This window comes from Kitasatospora sp. NPDC059827 (assembly GCF_042731675.1).
Lineage (GTDB): Bacteria > Actinomycetota > Actinomycetes > Streptomycetales > Streptomycetaceae > Kitasatospora.
Genome location: NZ_JBHWIV010000023.1, coordinates 32,232 through 49,714 on the forward strand (window position 1 = coordinate 32,232; position 17,483 = coordinate 49,714).

Annotated in this window: 17 protein-coding genes; 4 read left to right on the plus strand and 13 right to left on the minus strand. The window is 74.5% G+C overall.

Translation table 11 applies throughout. The features are described from left to right. The first annotated feature begins 223 nt into the window (after nt 1–223). On the plus strand, nt 224–547 hold the full coding sequence (locus tag ACFV8H_RS16850) for a nuclear transport factor 2 family protein (protein WP_380400427.1): 324 nt from the start codon (nt 224–226) through the stop codon (nt 545–547). Between the two features lie 13 nt (nt 548–560). Here the strand turns inward: ACFV8H_RS16850 and ACFV8H_RS16855 are convergent, their stop codons facing one another. Further along, nucleotides 561–1,781: a serine hydrolase gene (locus tag ACFV8H_RS16855; protein ID WP_380400429.1), complete on the minus strand. Its 1,221-nt coding sequence runs from the start codon at nt 1,779–1,781 to the stop codon at nt 561–563. Between the two features lie 87 nt (nt 1,782–1,868). Here ACFV8H_RS16855 and ACFV8H_RS16860 point away from each other — a divergent pair, with 87 nt between their 5' ends. The 3 genes from ACFV8H_RS16860 (at nt 1,869) to ACFV8H_RS16870 (ending at nt 5,349) form a co-directional block, all read left to right on the plus strand. Next, nucleotides 1,869–2,387: an NUDIX hydrolase gene (locus ACFV8H_RS16860; RefSeq protein ID WP_380400431.1), complete on the plus strand. Its 519-nt coding sequence runs from the start codon at nt 1,869–1,871 to the stop codon at nt 2,385–2,387. A 72-nt stretch (nt 2,388–2,459) separates the two neighbouring features. Next, a complete protein-coding gene (locus ACFV8H_RS16865; protein ID WP_380400433.1) occupies nt 2,460–3,380 on the plus strand; it encodes a TetR/AcrR family transcriptional regulator in 921 nt (306 codons plus the stop codon). A gap of 139 nt (nt 3,381–3,519) precedes the next feature. Continuing rightward, complete coding sequence (locus ACFV8H_RS16870) at nt 3,520–5,349, plus strand: hypothetical protein (protein ID WP_380400435.1); 1,830 nt, start codon at nt 3,520–3,522, stop codon at nt 5,347–5,349. Nucleotides 5,350–5,406: 57 nt separating this feature from the next. Here the strand turns inward: ACFV8H_RS16870 and ACFV8H_RS16875 are convergent, their stop codons facing one another. The 12 genes from ACFV8H_RS16875 to ACFV8H_RS16930 all read right to left on the minus strand — a co-directional run bounded on the left by ACFV8H_RS16875 (nt 5,407) and on the right by ACFV8H_RS16930 (nt 17,465). Then, on the minus strand, nt 5,407–6,426 hold the full coding sequence (locus ACFV8H_RS16875; RefSeq protein ID WP_380400521.1) for a TetR/AcrR family transcriptional regulator C-terminal domain-containing protein: 1,020 nt from the start codon (nt 6,424–6,426) through the stop codon (nt 5,407–5,409). Nucleotides 6,427–6,533: 107 nt separating this feature from the next. Beyond that, nucleotides 6,534–7,244, minus strand: a complete 711-nt coding sequence (locus ACFV8H_RS16880) for a spermidine synthase (RefSeq protein ID WP_380400437.1) — start codon at nt 7,242–7,244, stop codon at nt 6,534–6,536. Between the two features lie 166 nt (nt 7,245–7,410). Beyond that, a complete protein-coding gene (locus ACFV8H_RS16885) occupies nt 7,411–8,502 on the minus strand; it encodes a YeiH family protein (RefSeq protein ID WP_380400439.1) in 1,092 nt (363 codons plus the stop codon). A gap of 8 nt (nt 8,503–8,510) precedes the next feature. Beyond that, the gene (locus tag ACFV8H_RS16890) at nt 8,511–9,092 is read right to left on the minus strand and encodes a cysteine dioxygenase (protein WP_375885293.1); all 582 of its coding nucleotides are present in this window, start codon (nt 9,090–9,092) and stop codon (nt 8,511–8,513) included. A 119-nt stretch (nt 9,093–9,211) separates the two neighbouring features. Further along, nucleotides 9,212–10,117, minus strand: coding sequence for a LysR family transcriptional regulator (locus ACFV8H_RS16895; RefSeq protein ID WP_360238866.1), 906 nt, complete (start codon nt 10,115–10,117; stop codon nt 9,212–9,214). Between the two features lie 142 nt (nt 10,118–10,259). Next, nucleotides 10,260–11,126, minus strand: coding sequence for an amino acid ABC transporter permease (locus ACFV8H_RS16900; RefSeq protein WP_375885290.1), 867 nt, complete (start codon nt 11,124–11,126; stop codon nt 10,260–10,262). Continuing rightward, nucleotides 11,123–11,767, minus strand: a complete 645-nt coding sequence (locus ACFV8H_RS16905; protein WP_375885288.1) for an amino acid ABC transporter permease — start codon at nt 11,765–11,767, stop codon at nt 11,123–11,125. Before ACFV8H_RS16905 ends, ACFV8H_RS16900 begins: the two co-directional genes overlap by 4 nt. Nucleotides 11,768–11,779: 12 nt before the next feature. Further along, nucleotides 11,780–12,703 (minus strand): glutamate ABC transporter substrate-binding protein, encoded by a 924-nt coding sequence (locus ACFV8H_RS16910; RefSeq protein ID WP_380400441.1) that lies wholly within the window; start codon nt 12,701–12,703, stop codon nt 11,780–11,782. A 10-nt stretch (nt 12,704–12,713) separates the two neighbouring features. Beyond that, complete coding sequence (locus tag ACFV8H_RS16915; protein ID WP_380400523.1) at nt 12,714–13,442, minus strand: amino acid ABC transporter ATP-binding protein; 729 nt, start codon at nt 13,440–13,442, stop codon at nt 12,714–12,716. Nucleotides 13,443–13,489: 47 nt separating this feature from the next. Continuing rightward, nucleotides 13,490–13,735, minus strand: coding sequence for a LapA family protein (locus ACFV8H_RS16920; protein WP_375885285.1), 246 nt, complete (start codon nt 13,733–13,735; stop codon nt 13,490–13,492). A 129-nt stretch (nt 13,736–13,864) separates the two neighbouring features. Beyond that, a complete protein-coding gene (locus tag ACFV8H_RS16925; RefSeq protein WP_380400443.1) occupies nt 13,865–15,643 on the minus strand; it encodes an ABC transporter ATP-binding protein in 1,779 nt (592 codons plus the stop codon). 43 nt (nt 15,644–15,686) lie between these two features. Continuing rightward, nucleotides 15,687–17,465, minus strand: a complete 1,779-nt coding sequence (locus ACFV8H_RS16930; RefSeq protein ID WP_380400444.1) for an ABC transporter transmembrane domain-containing protein — start codon at nt 17,463–17,465, stop codon at nt 15,687–15,689. Nucleotides 17,466–17,483 lie beyond the last annotated feature (18 nt).

A 17,483-nucleotide genomic window follows, 5' to 3' on the forward strand; every position in this document is an offset into this window, starting at 1 on the left:
TTTTTTAATTTTCCGCAGCCGAGGGTGGTGGGGGGCCGCCCGCCGCGGGGTCCCCGGGGCCCCCCCGCCACTCCCCGCGGCGGGCTCACCGGGCAAATCGCCTGTTTCGGGATCTAAGCACATGAATCCGGTGATTTTGCCGACGCGCCGCCGACATGCCCGGACGGCCCGCGCGAACGCCCTAAACAAGGACTCCCGTCCCTCTTCCCCTCGGGAGTCCTCGATGACGATCGCCCCCAGCAAGCTCTCCGACCCCGCCGTCCGCGCCTTCGTGACCACGCTCAACGCCGGTGACCGCGCCGCCTTCCTGGCCACCCTCACCCCCGGCGCGACCATGTCCGACGACGGCTCCGACCGCGACCTGACGGAGTGGATCGACCGGGAGATCTTCGGCCCGCACGGCCGGATGGACGTCCAGACCGAGTCCGGCGGCGGTCGCGGCCTGGTCGCCAACTTCACCAACGACACCTGGGGCGAGATGCGCACCGCCTGGCGCTTCACCGTCGACGGCGGGAAGATCAGCCGCTTCGAGACCGGCCAGGCCTAGGGATTCGCAGGGCTCAGGACAGCCCCAGGCACCCCCGCACCGCGCGGATCAGGTTGCGCGAGCGCACGTCCCCGGTGACGCCCGGCTGCATCCCGTTGGTGACGTACCCGAAGCCGAGCCCGAGCTCCGGGTCGGCGAAGCCCAGCGAGCCGCCCCGGCCCGGGTGGCCGAAGCTCGCCGGGGAGGCCATCGGCGCGGTCGGGCCGTGCCGCCAGAAGCCCAGGCCGAAGGTCGAGTTGACGATCAGCACCCGGTCCGGGCCGTTCACCACCGGCCCGACCGCACGGGCCAGCACCTCCGGGCCGAACAGCGGGGGCAGCAGCGCGCCGGAGCCGTCCGGGCGGTCGGCCGCGCCGATCAGCGCCGCGTAGAACCGGGCCACCGAACGGGCCGTGCCGATGCCGTTCGCGCCGGGGATCTCGGCGGCCTGCACCACCGGGTCGTTCATGTCCACCCCGGGCAGCACCGAGGCGAAGGCCCGGGCGGTCAGCGAGGCCGGGTCCTGGTAGGCGTCCCGGACGGACTGCTTGGGCCGCAGCCGCAGCCCGCTCGGGCCGGTCCGGGCCGCCTCCGGGGCGGGCAGGTCGACCAGCCTGCCGACCCGGGGCGCGGCACCGGCCGGCAGCCCGATCCACAGGTCCAGCCCGAACGGCCGGGCGATCTCCTCGGCGAAGTACTGGCCGACGGTCCGGCCGCTCGCCCGCCGCACCACCTCGCCGACCAGCCAGCCGAAGGTGTACGGGTGGTAGCCGTGCGCCGTCCCGGGCTCCCAGGCGGGCTCCTGCGCGGCCACCGCGTCGACGGCGCGCTCCCAGGTCAGCACGGACTCCAGGCTCAGCGGCACGTCCAGCGCCGGCAGCCCGGCCTGGTGCGACAGCAGCCAGCGCACCGGCACCGCGCCCTTGCCGGCCGCCTTGAACTCCGGCCAGTACGAGGACACCGGCGCGTCCAGGTCGAGCAGTCCCCGCTCGGCCAGCAGCAGCGCGGTGGCCGCGGTCAGCCCCTTGGTCACCGAGCGCAGCACCTGGGCGGTGTCCGCCGTCCACGGCACCGCGGGCGCGGGCCGGCCGCCGACCTCGGGCCTGGCGTCGCCGCCCCACAGGTCGACCACCTTGCGGCCGCGCAGGTACAGCGCGAAGGCCGCGCCCAGTTCGCCGCACTCGGCGAAGTTCCGCGCGAAGGCCTCCCGTACCGGCTCGAACCCCTCGGCCGTCTCGCCCCAGATCTCCACCACCGCGCGCCGTCCTCAGCCCGTTCGTCGACGTTCGAATTTCCTCGCTCCCGCGTTCGAAGCGGGCCCGGAAACCCTAACCTGTCGTTCATGACCAACCCTGCCGAAGAGCTGCTGGACATCGTCGACGAGAACGACCGGGTGATCGGGACGGCGCTGCGGGGGGAGGTGTACCGCCAGGGGCTGACCCACCGCTGCGTCTTCATCATGGTCCGCGACCCGGCCGGGCGGATCTTCGTCCACCGCCGCACCGACACCAAGCTGTTCTCCCCCGGCGCGTACGACATGTGGGTCGGCGGTGTGGTCGGCTCCGGCGAGAGCTACGCCGACGCGGCCGTCCGCGAGGCCGAGGAGGAGCTCGGCGTCCGGGGCATCGCCCCGCGTCCGATCTTCAAGTTCCTGTTCCGGGAGCCCGACGGCGGCAAGCTCTCCTGGTGGTGCGACATGTACGAGGCGGAGTGGGACGGCCCGGTCTCCCCGCAGGAGTCCGAGGTCGCCTGGCACGCCTGGCTCACCCCGGCCGAGCTCACCGAACGCCTCGCCCGCGACACCTTCGTCGTCGACGGCCTGGAGGCCTACCGCCGCTACCTGGAGCTCAAGGCCGGGTAGCCTGCCGACCGGGGCGGCGAGCGCGGGACAGGCCGCATGGGCCCGCGGACGGCCGCCGGATAGGCTGCGCGCATGGCCTCCCGTACGCCGTCGCCGACGGCCGACCGCGCAGCACGGACCGCCGCCGCCCCCGACCGGGGGGCCGCGGGCGAGCGGCCGCGCCGGCGGCTGAGCGTGGACGAGCGGCGGGAACAGCTGATCGCCGTGGCCCTGGAGCTGTTCAGCCGGCGCCCGCCCGAGGAGGTGTCGATCGACGACATCGCCGCCGCCGCGGGCGCCTCCCGACCGCTGGTGTACCACTACTTCCCGGGCAAGCAGGCGCTGTACGAGGCCTCGCTGCGACGCGCCGGGCGGGAGCTCTCGGCACGTTTCGAGGAGCCGATGGAGGGGCCGCTGTCGGAGCGGCTGTTCCGGGTGATGGGCCGCTACCTGGACTTCGTGCAGAGCCACGGGCCCGGCTTCGCCGCGCTGCTGCGCGGCGGCTCGGTGGCGGCCAGCCCGGGCACCTCGGCGGTGATCGACGAGGTCCGCCGGGCGGCGCACGACCAGATCCTCGCCCACCTGGCCGTCCCGGCGCCGAGCCCCGGGCTGCGGCTGACCGTCCGGGCCTGGATCGCCAACGCCGAGATCACCTCGCTGGAGTGGCTGGCCGAGCGGTCCGTGCCGCTGGAGGAGCTGCAGCTGCACCTGGTCCAGGAGTTCGTCGCCTCGCTCACCCTCACCGCCGCCCGGGAGCCCGCGCTGGCCGCCGAGCTGGCCTCCTTCTTCGCCGACGAGCGGCCCGAGGGGCCGTCCGGTCGGCTGGTCCAGGACCTCGTCGGGCTGTTCGCCGTCCCCGGCATCCTGGACGCGCTCACCGCGCTGGCCGCCCCGACGGCCGGTTCGGCACCCGCCCCGACGGCCGGTTCGGCACCCGTCCCGGCGGCCGCGGGGCCCGTGGACGAACCGTCCGCGCAGGCCACCGAAGGGTCCGCCGACGCCGCCCCGGCATGATCATCGGGTGATCCTGCGGTTCGGTGCCGACGGTGGGCTCTGATAGGAATGGGCGGGGACCTGACGACCCGCCGCCCAGGCGGTTCCGGTCCCACCCGAACCACCGATCGCAGACGGAGCAGAGCGGGGGGCTCACCAGTTGACCCAGGACGTCCAGTTCAGTGCGGAGGCCAACCCCTTCGCGGCAGCCGAGCAGGTCAGCGCGACCCTCGGCACGCTCACCGACGCCCTCTTCGACGAGCACACCTCGCGCCACCCGGCCGCCGCGCTCAGCACCCCGAAGCCGGCCGAACACCCCGCCGCCGAGGCCCTGTTCGGCCTGCCGCTGGCACCCAACGGCCCGGTGCACGAGGCCCTCGACCGGCTCGGCACGGTGCTCACCGCCGGAACGGCCCGGCCCGGCACCGGCGCCCGGGTCGCCGACCGGGTGACGACCGCGCTGCACCACCGCTACGGCGGCGGCGCGGTGCGCGGCGCCATCGCCGACCGGGGCACCACCTCGGCCGCGCTGTTCCAGCTGCCGGTCACCGGCGAGTTCGCCGACGCCAAGCTGCGCCCGCCGTTCGCCCCGGCCCTGGCCGCGCTGGCGGCCGGTCAGCAGACCCGGCAGCCGGTCGAACTGGCCACCGGCGCGGGCGCCGAGGTCCGGCTGGTCGTCCCGCCGGGCTTCCACCCGCTGACCTCCCCCGGCGGGCCCGCCGGGGTCTCCGCCCGTACCGTGCCCGCCGCCCCGGCGGACACCGCCGACGGCACCGACGGCGCCGACCGGGCCACCCTCGCGGCGGCCGCCGAGCTCACCGGGCACCTGGCCGAGGTCGCCGAGGAGCTGTTCAGCGCCACCGGGCCGGAGCCGCGCCGCGACTTCGCGGTGATCACCGCGACCCTGACCGACCTGCTCCACGACGCGGGCGTCCGCTACGCGGGCGTGTGCGCGCTGGAGGTGGACGGGCGCGCCTCCGAGGCCACCCTGGTCATCTCGCTCGCCCGGCACCCGCTGCCGATCACCGAGCTCGCCACCGAACTGGCCACCGTACGGCGGCACGCCGAGGTCTGGACGGTGCTGCTGCCCGCCGGTCCGGCCGCCGTCCTGGTCGAGGGCCGGACCGTGCCGGTGCCCGGGGCGCTGGCCGCCGACGGGCAGCGCCGCTGGGTGGTCACCTCCGCCGTCCAGGCCTTCGTACCGCTGCCGGACCGCGGGACGGTGCTGTGCGCCCAGCTGTCCACGGCCCGGCCGGAGGACTGGGAGCTGTACACCGAGGCGTTCGCGGAGCTGTTGAAGAGCATCCAGTTCGGCTGGGACGGCGAGTCGCTCCGGACCCCGGCGGCGCCCGCGCCGGTGGCCCCGCCCGTCGCTCCGCCCGTCCCGGTGCCCCCGCCCGCCGCCCCGGCGGCGGACCAGGAGGAGAAGCCGGTACACCTGCGCGGCACCCCGGTGCGCATCCCGCCCGCCGACTTCAACCCCTTCGCCCCGGTCGCGGAGGAGCCCGCGGCGACCGCCCCCGCGGCGGAAGCGGCGGCTCCGGCCCCGCGCAAGGGCACCCCGGTGATGATCCCGCCGCCGGACTTCGACCCCTTCGGCATCTCCGGCACCACCCCCACCACGGACGCCCCCGCCGCGCCGCCCGCCGGGGGCGCCCAGGCACCGGACCCGTTCGGCACCACGATCGCCGCCGAACCGAAGCCCGACCCGTTCGGCACCACCGTCGCCGCCCAGGGCCCCGCCGTCCCGCCGCCGCCCTCGACCCCGCCGCTGATCCCGGCCCGGCCCGCCCCGACGGCGACACCGACGGCGGCCCCCACGACGGACGCCGCGGCCGCTCCGGCCCCGCGCAAGGGCACCCCGGTGATGATCCCGCCGCCGGACTTCGACCCGTTCGGCATCTCCGGCACCACCCCCACCACGGACGGGCCGGAGGCGGAAGCCGACACCGCCGACGACGCCGCGCCGGAGCACCGGCCGTTCGGCTGACCGACGACGGCCGGCGGCTTTCCGGTGCGGTTCACCGCCTCGGAAAGCCGTCGGCCGTCAGCCGCTCCCGCGCACCGCGATCAGCGCCCCCACCCCGTCCAGCATCCGCGCCAGCCCGAACTCGAACAGCGCGTCCAGGCCCATGTCGATCTCCGGCCCCCGGTTCAGCGCGTCGAACATCGGGAACCGCTCCGGGTCCGTCATCAGCAGGTCGTGGTCCCGGTCGTCCAGCCGGTCCATCCACTCGTCCGCGGACATCCCGCTGTCCTGCTCGGCCTGCGCCTCCCGCTCGAAGTGGACCGCCAGCCCGCAGGTGAAGGCCGCCAGGCTGACCGAGGCCTGGGCCATCTCCGCCATGCTCAGCCCCGTCCCCGCCAGCGCCGCCAGCGACCGCTCGGTGTGCAGCGCCGCGTCGGGCGCCAGCACCGGGCGGGTGAAGGACATGGTGGAGGCCAGCCACGGGTGGCGCCGGTAGATCCGCCACTGCAGGCGCGCGATCTCGTCCAGGCCCGTCCGCCAGTCCGGCGCCGGTGCCCCGGGGAGCGGCTGTTCGCCGAAGGCCTTGTCCAGCATCAGCCGCAACAGCTCGTCCTTGCCGGGCACATGGCGGTAGAGCGACATGGTCGCCACGCCCAGCTCGGTCGCGATCCGACGCATCGACAGCGCCGCCAGCCCCTCGGTGTCGGCCACCTGCACCGCCACCGCGACGATCCGCTCCCGGCCGAGCTCCCGCTCGCCGCCCTTCGCCCGCCGCCGCCCGCCCGTCGGCGCCGGGGTCGCGACCGGCGCCACGGCAGGAGTGGCGGCAGGACCTGCGGCCGGAGCCGGACTCCCGGCGGGAGCAGCCGTCGGAGCCGCCGGCCGGGCCGCCACCACCGTCCCCACCCCGGGGACGGCCCGCACCAAGCCCTCCTCGCGCAGGCGGTTCAGCACCTTGGTCGCGGTGGCCATCGCCACGCCCCACTCCTGCACGATCCGCCGCGTCGAGGGCACCCGGGCGCCCGGCCGCAACTCCCCCGCCGCGATCCGACGTCGGAGCTCGGCCGTGATCCGCTCCGAAGGCGACCCGCTCTCCACCACACCACCACCCGCTCGACCCGACACGCCCTCGCATCGCGGTCGCCCACGCTAGCAGCGCCGGCCGCCGACCGTCCGGTCCCGACCGGCCTGCGCAGCGCCCGGGTTCAGCCGACCCGGCGCGCCAGGTGCACCACGTCCGGCACGCCCCGGCTCACCGGGACCTCCTCGGTCACGACGTCCGAGAACCCGGCGGCCCGCAGCGCCTCCTCGAAGGCCGTCGAGGGCTGGGCGCTCCACACCGCCAGCACCCCGCCGGGCCGCAGCCGGTGCCACAGCACCGCGAGCCCGTCCGCCCCGTAGAGCCCGGAGTTGGAGTCGGTGACGGTCCAGTCCGGCCCGTTGTCGATGTCCAGGCACAGCGCGTCGTAGCGCTCGCCGTCGGCGGCGGCCAGGTACTCCAGCAGATCGGTGTGGATCACCGAGACCCGCGCGTCGTCCAGCGCGCCGTCGGAGAAGCCGCCGAGGGGGCCGGAGCGGTGCCAGTCGATGATCGCGCTCTCCCGCTCGACGACGGCGATCCGCCCCCAGCGCGGTTCGGCGGCCGCGTACGCGAGCGAGAAGCCGACCCCGAGTCCGCCGATCAGCACCGACGGCGCGGCCGGGCCGGCGCCGGTGCGGTCCAGTTCGTCCAACGCCGCCTGGATCAGCAGCCGTTCGGAGCGCCCGTCCGCGGTGTCCATCAGGAAGCAGCCGTTGGCGATGATCTCGTAGTGCCGGCCGCGCTGCCGCAGCACCACCTCGCCGAACGGGCCCTCCCGCCGGTCGAGCGTGACGACGGCCTCGTGGGCGTCCCGTTCGGGCAGTGCGGTGGTCATGCTCTCTCCTCGGCGGACTCGGCGGCGCGCTTCGCCCCGTCGGGGCGATCCCCCGCCCGACGATAACCGAGTCCCGCCCACCGGACCGGGTGATTAAAACGGGCCGGTGGGCGGCCGGACCCGCGTACGACTGCCGCGCCCGCACCGCCCACACCGCCCAGGTCGCTCAGGTCGTGAGCAGCACCCCCGCGTACGACACCCCCGCGACCACCACCCAGGACCCGAGCCCGAGCAGCGCGATCCGCCCGCCGGTCTTCGCCATGGTCGGCAGGTGCACCGCACTGCCGAGCCCGAACAGCGCGGCGGCCAGCAGCAGTTCCTGCGCGTCCCCGGCCAGGGTGAGGGCCCGCTCGGGCAGCACCCCGGTGGTCCGCAGCACGATCATCGCCAGGAAGCCCGCCACGAACAGCGGCACGATCGGCGGCCGACGGCCTGCCTTCACCGCACCGTCCGCACCGTCCGCACCGTCCGAGCCGTCCGCGCCCGCCCGGCGCGCGGCGCGCGCGTTGCGCCGCACCGTCACGGCCACGCCCGCGACCAGCGGCGCCAGCAGCACCACCCGCATCAGCTTGACCAGCACGGCCTCGCGCAGCGCGCCGGGGCCACCGGTCTGCGCGGTGGCGACCACCTGCCCGACGTCGTGCACGCTCGCCCCGACCCAGCGCCCGAACTCGATCTCGCCGAGCCCCAACGGGTGCTGCAGCAAGGGCAGTACGGCGATCGCCAGGGTCCCGCACAGGGTGACCAGCGCGACCGAGGAGGCGACGTCCTCCTCCTCGCTGCCCGCGGCCTGGCTGACCGCGCCGATCGCCGAGGCCCCGCAGATCGAGTACCCGGTGGCGACCAGCAGCGGCTGGTCGCCGGGCAGCCCGAGCCGCCGGCCCAGCCAGAGCGTGCCGGCGAAGGTGGCGGCGACCACGGTGAGCACCATCGCGACGGTGGCCCAGCCGAGGCCGAGCACGTCGTCCAGGCTGAGCTTGAGTCCGAGCAGCACGATCCCGAGCCGCATCAGCCGTTTCCCGGCCGTCGACAGCCCGGACCGGGCGACCCCGCGGACCACCGGGCGCAGCCCGGGCAGGTGGGCCGCCGCCATGCCGAGCACGACGGCGGCGGTGAGCTTGGGCACGGCGGGGACGGCCGCGTGGACGGCGACCGCGGCGGCCACCCCGACGGCCGCGAGCAGCAGGCCGGGGGCGTCCCCGCCGAGCGGGGGGAGCGAGCGGGTGCGGGTGGCCCGCTCGCGGAGGGTGAGTGCCACGCCGCCGCTCACCGCTCCTGGTCGGCGGGGAGCTGGTACACCCGCCGGATGCTGGTGCCGAGCCGGGAGACGTCCGCGCCGTACACGTGGATGGAGATGGCGGTGGTGCCGCAGGCGTTGCGCACCAGGTGGATGTCGCCGGGCGGGGCGAAGGCGGCGACCGTCCCGGCCGGGCCGGCCACGTGCTCGGTCTCGACCAGGCGGGAGGTGCGCCCGTCGGAGATCAGCCGGTAGCGGGTCTCGCTCTCCTGGCCCCGGTGGACGCCGGCCACGCACCAGGAGACGTGGTCGTGGATCGGGGTCTGCTGGCCGGGCAGCCAGACCAGGGCGACGACGGAGAAGCTGCCGTCGGCCTCGGCGTGCACGACGTGCTGGCGGTAGCGCTGCGGGTCCCCCTCGCACTGGGCGGGGGTGAGCAGCGCGTCGGGGCCGTCCGGGGCGGCGAGCAGATGGGGGGCGAGGCGTTCGCCGACCAGGTACGCGGTGAGTTCGGGGGGCAGTCCGCGGTCCACGACGGCGCGGATCTCGCTGACCAGTGCGGTCATCCGCTCGGTGAGCCGGTCGCTGCCGACCGTGGCTGGGGGTGTCATGCCAGCAGGTTCGGGCCACCCGACCTATCACGTCCAACGAGGGTTTCTAAGCGTCACCCCTACTCACGCTTATGGATTGCCCCGGCCCGCCGGGCCCGCCGGTCGCCCGCGGCGCCCGGTCAGCAGCCGACCCGGCTCGCCGCCGCCTGCCGCAGGTGGTCCAGCACCAGCCCGGTGGCCGGGATCCGCCGGTGCTCGCGCAGCACGTACGCGCTCACCTGCCGCCGCAGGTGCGGCTCGACGGCCCGCCCGGTGACCTTGCGGTGGCACATGAAGGAGAGCACCAGCGCGGGCATCAGCGCGATCCCCACCCCGGCGGCGACCAGGCTCTGCACCGCCAGGTTGTCGTCGGTGGAGAACACGATGTCGGGCGCGAAGCCCTCCTCCGCGCAGACGTGCAGCAGGTTGGCCCGGCAGCGCGGGCAGCCGGCGATCCAGCGCTCCCCGTCGAGGTCGGCCAGCCGGACGGCGTGCCGGCGGCCGAGCGGGTGCCCGACCGGCAGCAGCACCGTGAGCAGGTCCTCCATCAGCGGGATCTCGTCCAGTCCGTCCGGCAGCTCGGTGGCCTGGCCGGGGTAGCGGAAGGCCAGCGCGATGTCGCACTCCCCGCGCAGCAGCCGCTGGACGGAGTCCGGCGGCTCGGCCTCCAGCAGCTCGACCCGGACGCCGGGGTGCTCGGCGAGCAGCCGGGCCATCGCCTCGGGTATCAGGGTGGCGTTGGCGCTGGGGAAGGCGCAGACCCGGACCCGCCCGGCGCGCAGCCGGGCGAGCGCGGCGAGTTGCTGCTGGGCCGCGGAGAGGCTGCCGAGGATCAGCTCGGCGTGCCGGGAGAGCGCCTCACCGGCCTCGGTGAGCCGCAGGCCGCGCCCGGCGCGGGTGAACAGCGGGACGCCGACGGTGCGTTCGAGCGCCTTCATCTGCTGGGTGATCGCGGGCTGGGTGTAGCCGAGTTCCCGGGCCGCGGCCGAGTAGGAACCGGCCCGGACGACTTCGTGGAACGTCCTGATGTGCCGCGAGTCGAACACCGGCTCCATGGCCCCTCCGCCCGGTCGTCTGCCGCCTGCCTCCGTAATCATAAGAGGAATTTGGAGGTCCAGGCCTCGACCCCTTCGGCACCTTTGGTTCAGTCCCGGACCGCCCGTCCCACCGGCGCGGCCGCCCGGGTCCTCACCGGGCCGACGGCGGCAGCCCCATCGCCACCCCCGCCTTGGCCACCGGTGCCCCGCCCCGCACGCTCGGACTGCGCCGGCTGCGCCGCTCGACCCAGCGGGCGAGCCAGGACAGCAGCAGGCACATCCCGATGTAGATCGGCGCGATCACCATCACCACCGGGATGAACGGCAGGTCGTAGTCCAGGTTGGTGGCGATCAGCTTCCCCGCGTGCAGGAACTCCTCGTAGGTGATCAGGAAGCCGAGCGAGGTGTCCTTGAGCGCGACCACCAGCTGGCTGATGATGGCCGGCAGCATCGCCCGGTTGGCCTGCGGCACCAGCACGTACGTCATCACCTGGGTCTTGCGCATGCCCAGCGCGTACGCCGCCTCCCGCTGCCCCTTGGGCACCGCGAGCACGCCGGCCCGGAACACCTCGGCCAGCACCGAGCCGTTGTAGAGCACCAGCCCGGCCACCAGCGCCCAGAGCGGCTGCACCTTGAGGGCGACGAACACGAAGAAGATCATCACCAGCAGCGGCATGGCCCGGAAGAACTCCACCACCAGCGTGGAGAACCAGCGCACCACCCGATGGTCGGACAGCCGCCCGGCCGCGAACAGCGCGCCGAAGGGCAGCGCGAACAGCGCCGTCCAGCCGAAGGCCTGGAGGGTGTTGCCCAGCCCGCGCAGCAGCAGGTCCTGCACGCCCCGGTACTCGAAGGGCTCCCACTTGGCGTAGGTGAACTGGTGGGTGTGGAACAGCATGTAGACGATCCAGCCGATCAGCGCCGCGATCAGCAGCAGCGCGATCCCGCCGTACAGCCGGTGCCGGGCCAGCGCCTTCGGGCCGGGGATGTCGTACAGCGCCGAGGCTCCAACGGTCATCGGGACACCGCCACTCGTCGTTCCAGCAGGTTGAAGACGGCACTGACGGCCAGGGTGATGATCAGGTAGCCGACGGCGATCCAGACGAAGGTCCAGACGATGCTGTAGCCCAGCTCGTTGATGGTCCGGTAGGTGCCCAGCAGCTCGGTGACGCTGAACGAACCGGCGATCGCCGTGTTCTTCGCCAGCGCGATCATCACGCTGCCGATCGGCGCCACCACCGAGCGGTACGCCTGCGGCAGCACCACCAGGCCCATCGTCTGCCCGAAGCTCATCCCCAGGCTGCGGGCCGCCTCGCCCTGCCCGGGCGGCACGGTGTTGATGCCCGAGCGCATCGCCTCGCAGACGAAGGCCGAGGTGTAGCAGCCGAGCGCCAGCACGGCGAAGGTGTAGAAGGGCAGCGTGATGTCGAACCGGGGCAGGCCCAGCACCACGATGAAGAACAGCAGGGTCAGCGGCGTGTTGCGCAGCAGCGTCACCCACACCGTCCCGAACACCCGCAGCGGCCGGACGGGCGAGACCCGGAAGCCCGCGATCAGCACGCCCAGCAGCAGTGACAGCACGGCGCTCACCGCGAACAGCGAGAGCGTGCCGAGGAAGCCGTCCCAGTAGGTCGACCAGTTGTCGGTCAGGGTTTTCACGGCGCGGCCCTCTCAGTACCGGTCGATCGGCGGCGGGGTGGGCGCGGGTTCCCCGGACAGCCCGAGGGTCGCGTCGAAGGCCTTCTTCCAGTCGCCGTTCTGCTCGTGGTGCGCCAGCGCGTCGTCCAGCGCCCCGCGCAGCACGGTGTCGTTCTTCGGCGTGCCGATCCCGTACGGCTCGGTGGAGAACAGCGGGCCCACCACCTTGAGCTCGTCCGGGACCTTGGCCGCGTAGCCCAGCAGGATCGCGTTGTCCGTGGTGACGGCGTCGACCTGGCCGGTGATCAGGTTGTCCACGCAGGCCGAGTAGGTGTCGTAGCCGATCAGGTGCGCCTTGGGGTACTGCGACTGGATGCGCTGGTACGGCGTCGAGCCGGCCGCCGAGCAGACCTTCTTACCGTTCAGGTCCTGCGGACCGTGGATGCCGTTGTCGTTCTTGCGCACCAGCAGCGACTGCCCCGCGATGAAGTACGGCCCGGCGAAGCCGACCAGCTTCTTCCGGTTGTCGTTGATGGTGTAGGTGCCGACGTAGTAGTCCACCTGGCCGTTCTGCAGCGCGGTCTCCCGGTTGGCCGAGGCGATGGTCTTGAACTGGATCCGCTCCGGCGGGAAGCCGAGCGAGGCGCCGACCATCTTGGCGATCTCGATGTCGAAGCCGGAGTACACGCCGGTGGCCGGGTTCTTCTGGCCCAGGTACGGCTGGTCCTCCTTGGCGCCGACCACCAGGTGGCCCCGGCCGCGGGCGGCGTCCAGGGTCGACGAGCCGGTGATCGAGGCGGCGTCCTGCACCTGGTAGCTGGGCAGCGCGCTGGGCTGGGGGCCCTTGGGGGGCGGGGTGCCGGCCTTGCCGCAGCCGGTCGCCAGCACGGCGAGCAGCAGGGCCGCGGCGGTCAGGCGTGCGCGCACCAGCGCGGCGAGCGTCGTCCTTCGGTTCACGGCGCCGCCCTCAGTGCTTCAGGATCTTGGACAGGAAGTCCCGGGCGCGCTCGCTCTCGGGGGCGTTGAAGAAGGCCTCCGGGGCGCGGTCCTCGACGATCCGGCCGTCCGCCATGAACACCACCCGGTTCGCCGACGCCCGGGCGAAACCCATCTCGTGGGTGACCACGATCATCGTCATGCCCTCGCTGGCGAGCTGGCGCATCACGTCCAGCACCTCGTTGATCATCTCGGGGTCGAGGGCCGAGGTGGGCTCGTCGAACAGCAGCGCCTTGGGGTCCATCGCCAGCGCCCGGGCGATCGCCACCCGCTGCTGCTGGCCGCCGGAGAGCTGGGCCGGGTACTTGTCGGCCTGCGACGCCAGCCCGACCCGCTCCAGCAGCGCCCGGGACTTGGTCTCCGCCTCGGCCTTGGCCCGGCCGCGCACCTTGATCTGGGCGAGCGAGACGTTCTGCAGCACGGTCTTGTGCGCGAACAGGTTGAAGGACTGGAACACCATGCCGACCTCGGCGCGCAGCCGGGCCAGCCCCTTGCCCTCCGCGGGCAGGGGCTGCCCGTCGATCAGGATGGTGCCGCGTTCGATCGGCTCCAGCCGGTTGATCGCCCGGCAGAGCGTGGACTTCCCGGAGCCGGACGGTCCGATCACCACGACGACCTCGCCGCGACCGACCGTCAGCTCGATGTCCTGCAGCACGTGCAGCTCGCCGAAGTGCTTGTTGACCCCGCGCAGCTCGATCAGCGGGGTGAAGGCCGGGGAACCGGTCGGGGCCGGTTCGGGGGCGGTGCTCACCGGCCGCGCCGTCCCTTCAACAGCCAGCCCAGCACGCCGCCGGCGAGCAGCGTCGCCAGCAGCGCGATCCAGAGCGGAGCGGTCACGGTGAACACCCAGAACTGGATCTTGACCTTGTCGAGGTTGGCGAACAGGAACCACACCGCGAGGATCACGATGACGCCGATCCCGATGTACCGCGTGGGGATCCCGCCGATCTCGCTGCGCTGAGGTCGGGACGAGCCGTCTGAAGTCTTGGTCACCGGAGCAGTCTGCTGTCCGGGCTGACGATTTGCCCGGTTACGCGCCCTTACCGGCGAGGGAGTAACCCGCACGGGGCAATCCGGCCCCGTACGGGTTTCGAACCCGCATCACTCTCCCCCCGCCCGCACCTACCGCCCGCGTTCGTCCCGCCAGGAGCGCCAGAGCGCCGCGTACGGGCCGCCGGCCGCGACCAGCTCCGGGTGGCTGCCGTACTCGCTGATCCGCCCGCCCTCGACCACCGCGATCACGTCCGCGTCGTGCGCGGTGTGCAGCCGGTGGGCGATCGCGATGACCGTACGGCCCTCCAGCACCCGGGACAGCGACCGCTCCAGGTGCCGGGCGGCCCGCGGGTCCAGCAGCGAGGTGGCCTCGTCCAGCACCAGGGTGTGCGGATCCGCCAGCACCAGCCGGGCCAGGGCGAGTTGCTGCGCCTGCGGCGCGGTCAGCGCGGTGCCGCCGGAGCCGACCTCGGTGTCCAGCCCGTCCGGGAGGGCGTCCACCCAGGCCCCGGCGTCCACCGCGTCCAGCGCGGCCCGCAGTCCGGTGTCGTCCGCCTCGGGCGCGGCGAGCCGCAGGTTGTCCCGCAGGGTGCCGACGAACACGTGGTGCTCCTGGTTGACCAGGGCGACCTCCGCCCGCACCCGCTCCGCGGGCATCCGGGACAGCGCCGCCCCGCCGAGGGTGACACTGCCGCGGCCGGGCGCGTAGATCCCGGCCAGCAGCCGCCCGAGGGTGGACTTGCCCGCCCCGGACGGGCCGACCAGCGCGACCCGGCTGCCCGGGGCGACGTCCAGGCTGATCCCGTGCAGCACGTCCGCGCCCTCCCGGTAGCCGAAGCGGACGTCCCGGGCCTCGACCCGGCGGCCCTCCGGGCGGGCCGACTCGTCGCCCTCGTGCTCCGGCACCTCGTGCACGCCGACCAGCCGGGCCAGTGAGGCCTGCCCGATCTGCAGTTCGTCGTACCAGCGCAGGATCAGGTCGACCGGGCCGGTGAGCATCTGCGCGTACAGCACGCCGGTGGTCAACTGGCCGACGGTGAGCCAACCCCGGAGGGTGAGCAGCCCACCGACCACCAGGGTGGCCAGCACCGCCGAGGTGTAGACGGCGTCGATGGTCGGGAACCAGACCGAGCGCAGCCACAGGGTGTAGCGCTCCCAGGCCAGCCACTCGCGCAGCTTGCGGTCCGTCAGCCGGACCCGCTGCTCGCCCAGGCGCAGCGTCTCGACCGTCCGCCCGGCGTCCACCGTCTCGGCCAGCACGTTGCTGACCGCCGCGTACCCGGCCGCCTCGTTGCGGTAGGACTGCGGGGCGCGCCGGAAGTACCAGCGGGAGCTGGCCAGCAGCAGCGGCAGCCCGACCAGTGAGGTCAGCGCGAGCAGCGGCGAGGTGACCAGCAGGGCGCCGAGCACCAGCAGCAGGGACACCACCGCGACGGCGAGTTCGGGCACCGCCTCGCGCACCGACTTGTCCAGCCGGTCGATGTCGGTGGTGCCGCGGGAGACCAGGTCCCCGGTGCCGGCGCGTTCCAGCACGCCGGTCGGCAGCGCGACCGAGCGGACCAGGAAGTCCTCGCGCAGGTCGGCCAGCACCCGCTCGCCGAGCACCGCGCCGCGCAGCCGCGACCAGCCGGTGAACGCGGACTGCACGACCAGCGCCAGCAGGTACCAGCCGACCGCCACCGCGAGGGTGGCCCCGGCGGTGCCGGTGGCCAGCGACTCGACCAGGTTGCCGAGCACCCAGGGCCCGACCAGCCCGGCCAGGGTGGCCACCGAGTGCAGCGACACCACCGTGGCGAACCCGCCCCGGTGCCGCCGGGCCAGCACCCCCAGGTAGCCGCGCACGGCGGCCGGGGAGCCGACCGGCAGGGTGGTGACCGGCCCCTGCTCCTGGTGGACGGGGGGCTTCATGACGTACTCCTCGCGTACGGGATCGAACGGTTGACGGCGGTGCTCATACCTGCGCGGCCTCCTCGACCTGCGCGGCCTCCTCGTCCCGGGTGACCACGGCCCGGTAGGCGGGCTCGGTGCGCATCAGCTCGTGGTGCCGCCCGGCCGCCACCACCCGCCCCTCCCGCAGCAGCACCACCCGGTCGGCCCGGTCGAGCAGCAGCGGACTGGTGGCGAACACCACGGTGGTGCGCCCGGCCCGGGTGTCCCGCAGGCCGGCGGCGATCCGGGACTCGGTGTGGGCGTCCACCGCGCTGGTGGGCTCGTCCAGCACCAGGACGGGCGGGTCGGCCAGCAGCGCGCGGGCCAGGGCGAGCCGCTGGCGCTGCCCGCCGGAGAGCGAGCGCCCGCGTTCGGTGATCCGGGCCCGCATCGGGTCGCCCTCGCAGTCCGGCGAGCCGTCCACCAGCGCCTCCAGCACGTCCTCGGAGCGGGCCGCGGCGAGCGCGTCCGCGACCGGGACCCGGCCGGAGGAGGGCACGTCCAGCAGTTCGGCCAGCGTGCCGGAGAGCAGTACCGGCTCCTTGTCGTGGACCAGCACCGCCGCCCGGGCCTCGGCCAGCGGCACGGTGTCCAGCTCGGTGCCGCCGAGCCGCACCGAGGGCAGGGCCTGCTCGCCCTCGGCCAGCGGGACGTGGCCGCCGAGCCGCTCGGCGAGCGCCCCGGCGAAGTCCGGGTCCCCGCAGACCACCGCGGTCAGCTCGCCGGCCCGGACGGTCAGCCCGGTGGTCGGGTCGTGCAGGTCGGACCGGCCCGGCCCGGTCAGCACGCCGTCGGCCCCGCCGCTGGTCCGGCTGAGCGAGAGCACCCGCACGGCCCGCCCGGCGGAGACCCGGGCGACGCTCCAGGCGTGCGCCGCCTCGCCCAGGATCCGCAGCGGTGCGGCCAGGAAGGCGGTCGCGCCGTACACCCCGATCAGGGTGCCCACGCCGAGCTCGCCGGAGGCCGCCAGCCGGGCGCCGTACCACGTCACCCCGACCACGAACAGCCCGGGCAGCAGCACCTGTTGGGCCTGCATCAGCGACCACAGCCGGGCCGAGCGGACGGCCGCCGCCCGGACCTTCTGGGAGGCCGCCCGGTACCGCTCCAGGAAGAGGTCCTCGCCGCCGATGCCGCGCAGCACCCGCAGCCCGGCCACCGTGTCGGCGGCCAGCTCGGTCGCCTTGCCGCCGAGCTCGCGCTGCTCGGTGTAGCGCCGCTCGAACGGCCCGATCAGCGGCCACACCGAGGCGGCCAGCACCGGGACGCCGAGCAGCACCCCGATCCCGAGCACCGGTTCGATCACCAGCACCACCGCGCTGACGGCCAGCCAGACGATCACCGCGGCCCGGACCCGGGCGACCAGTTCGACGTACCAGCCGATCCGCTCGACGTCCCCGCTGCCGACCGCGACCACCTCGCCGGTGGCGATCCGCCGGGACAGCCCGGCACCCAGGTGCGAGGCCTGCCCGGCGACCAACTGCCGCACGTGGCAGGCGGCCTGGATCCAGTTCCAGACCGCCTGCCGGTGCAGCAGCACGGTGCCGACCGAGGCGGTGGCGGCCAGCAGCAGGGCCAGCGCGCCGGCCCGCCAGATCCCGCCGGCGTCACCGTCGACGGCGGCCTGGACGCCGCGCCCGAGCGGCACCGGCAGGGCGGCCTGGGCGCCCATCTCGATCAGCGCCCAGCAGGTGGCACGGACCTGCCCGCGCCGCTGGGCGCGCTGCAGCCAGCGCAGGAAGGCCAGGGGTGAGGAGAGGTCGGGACTGCCGGGGTCGGCCAGCGGCAGTGGGGTGAGCGGCATGACACTCCGATGCGGGGG

Bases quoted from the DNA above. Each gene is read 5' to 3' on its own strand.
- ACFV8H_RS16890 (WP_375885293.1), bottom strand. From the start codon at position 9,092: ATGACACCCCCAGCCACGGTCGGCAGCGACCGGCTCACCGAGCGGATG.
- ACFV8H_RS16900 (WP_375885290.1), bottom strand. From the start codon at position 11,126: ATGACCGTTGGAGCCTCGGCGCTGTACGACATCCCCGGCCCGAAGGCG.
- ACFV8H_RS16865 (WP_380400433.1), top strand. From the start codon at position 2,460: ATGGCCTCCCGTACGCCGTCGCCGACGGCCGACCGCGCAGCACGGACC.
- ACFV8H_RS16850 (WP_380400427.1), top strand. From the start codon at position 224: ATGACGATCGCCCCCAGCAAGCTCTCCGACCCCGCCGTCCGCGCCTTC.
- ACFV8H_RS16925 (WP_380400443.1), bottom strand. From the start codon at position 15,643: ATGAAGCCCCCCGTCCACCAGGAGCAGGGGCCGGTCACCACCCTGCCG.
- ACFV8H_RS16930 (WP_380400444.1), bottom strand. From the start codon at position 17,465: ATGCCGCTCACCCCACTGCCGCTGGCCGACCCCGGCAGTCCCGACCTC.
- ACFV8H_RS16880 (WP_380400437.1), bottom strand. From the start codon at position 7,244: ATGACCACCGCACTGCCCGAACGGGACGCCCACGAGGCCGTCGTCACG.
- ACFV8H_RS16860 (WP_380400431.1), top strand. From the start codon at position 1,869: ATGACCAACCCTGCCGAAGAGCTGCTGGACATCGTCGACGAGAACGAC.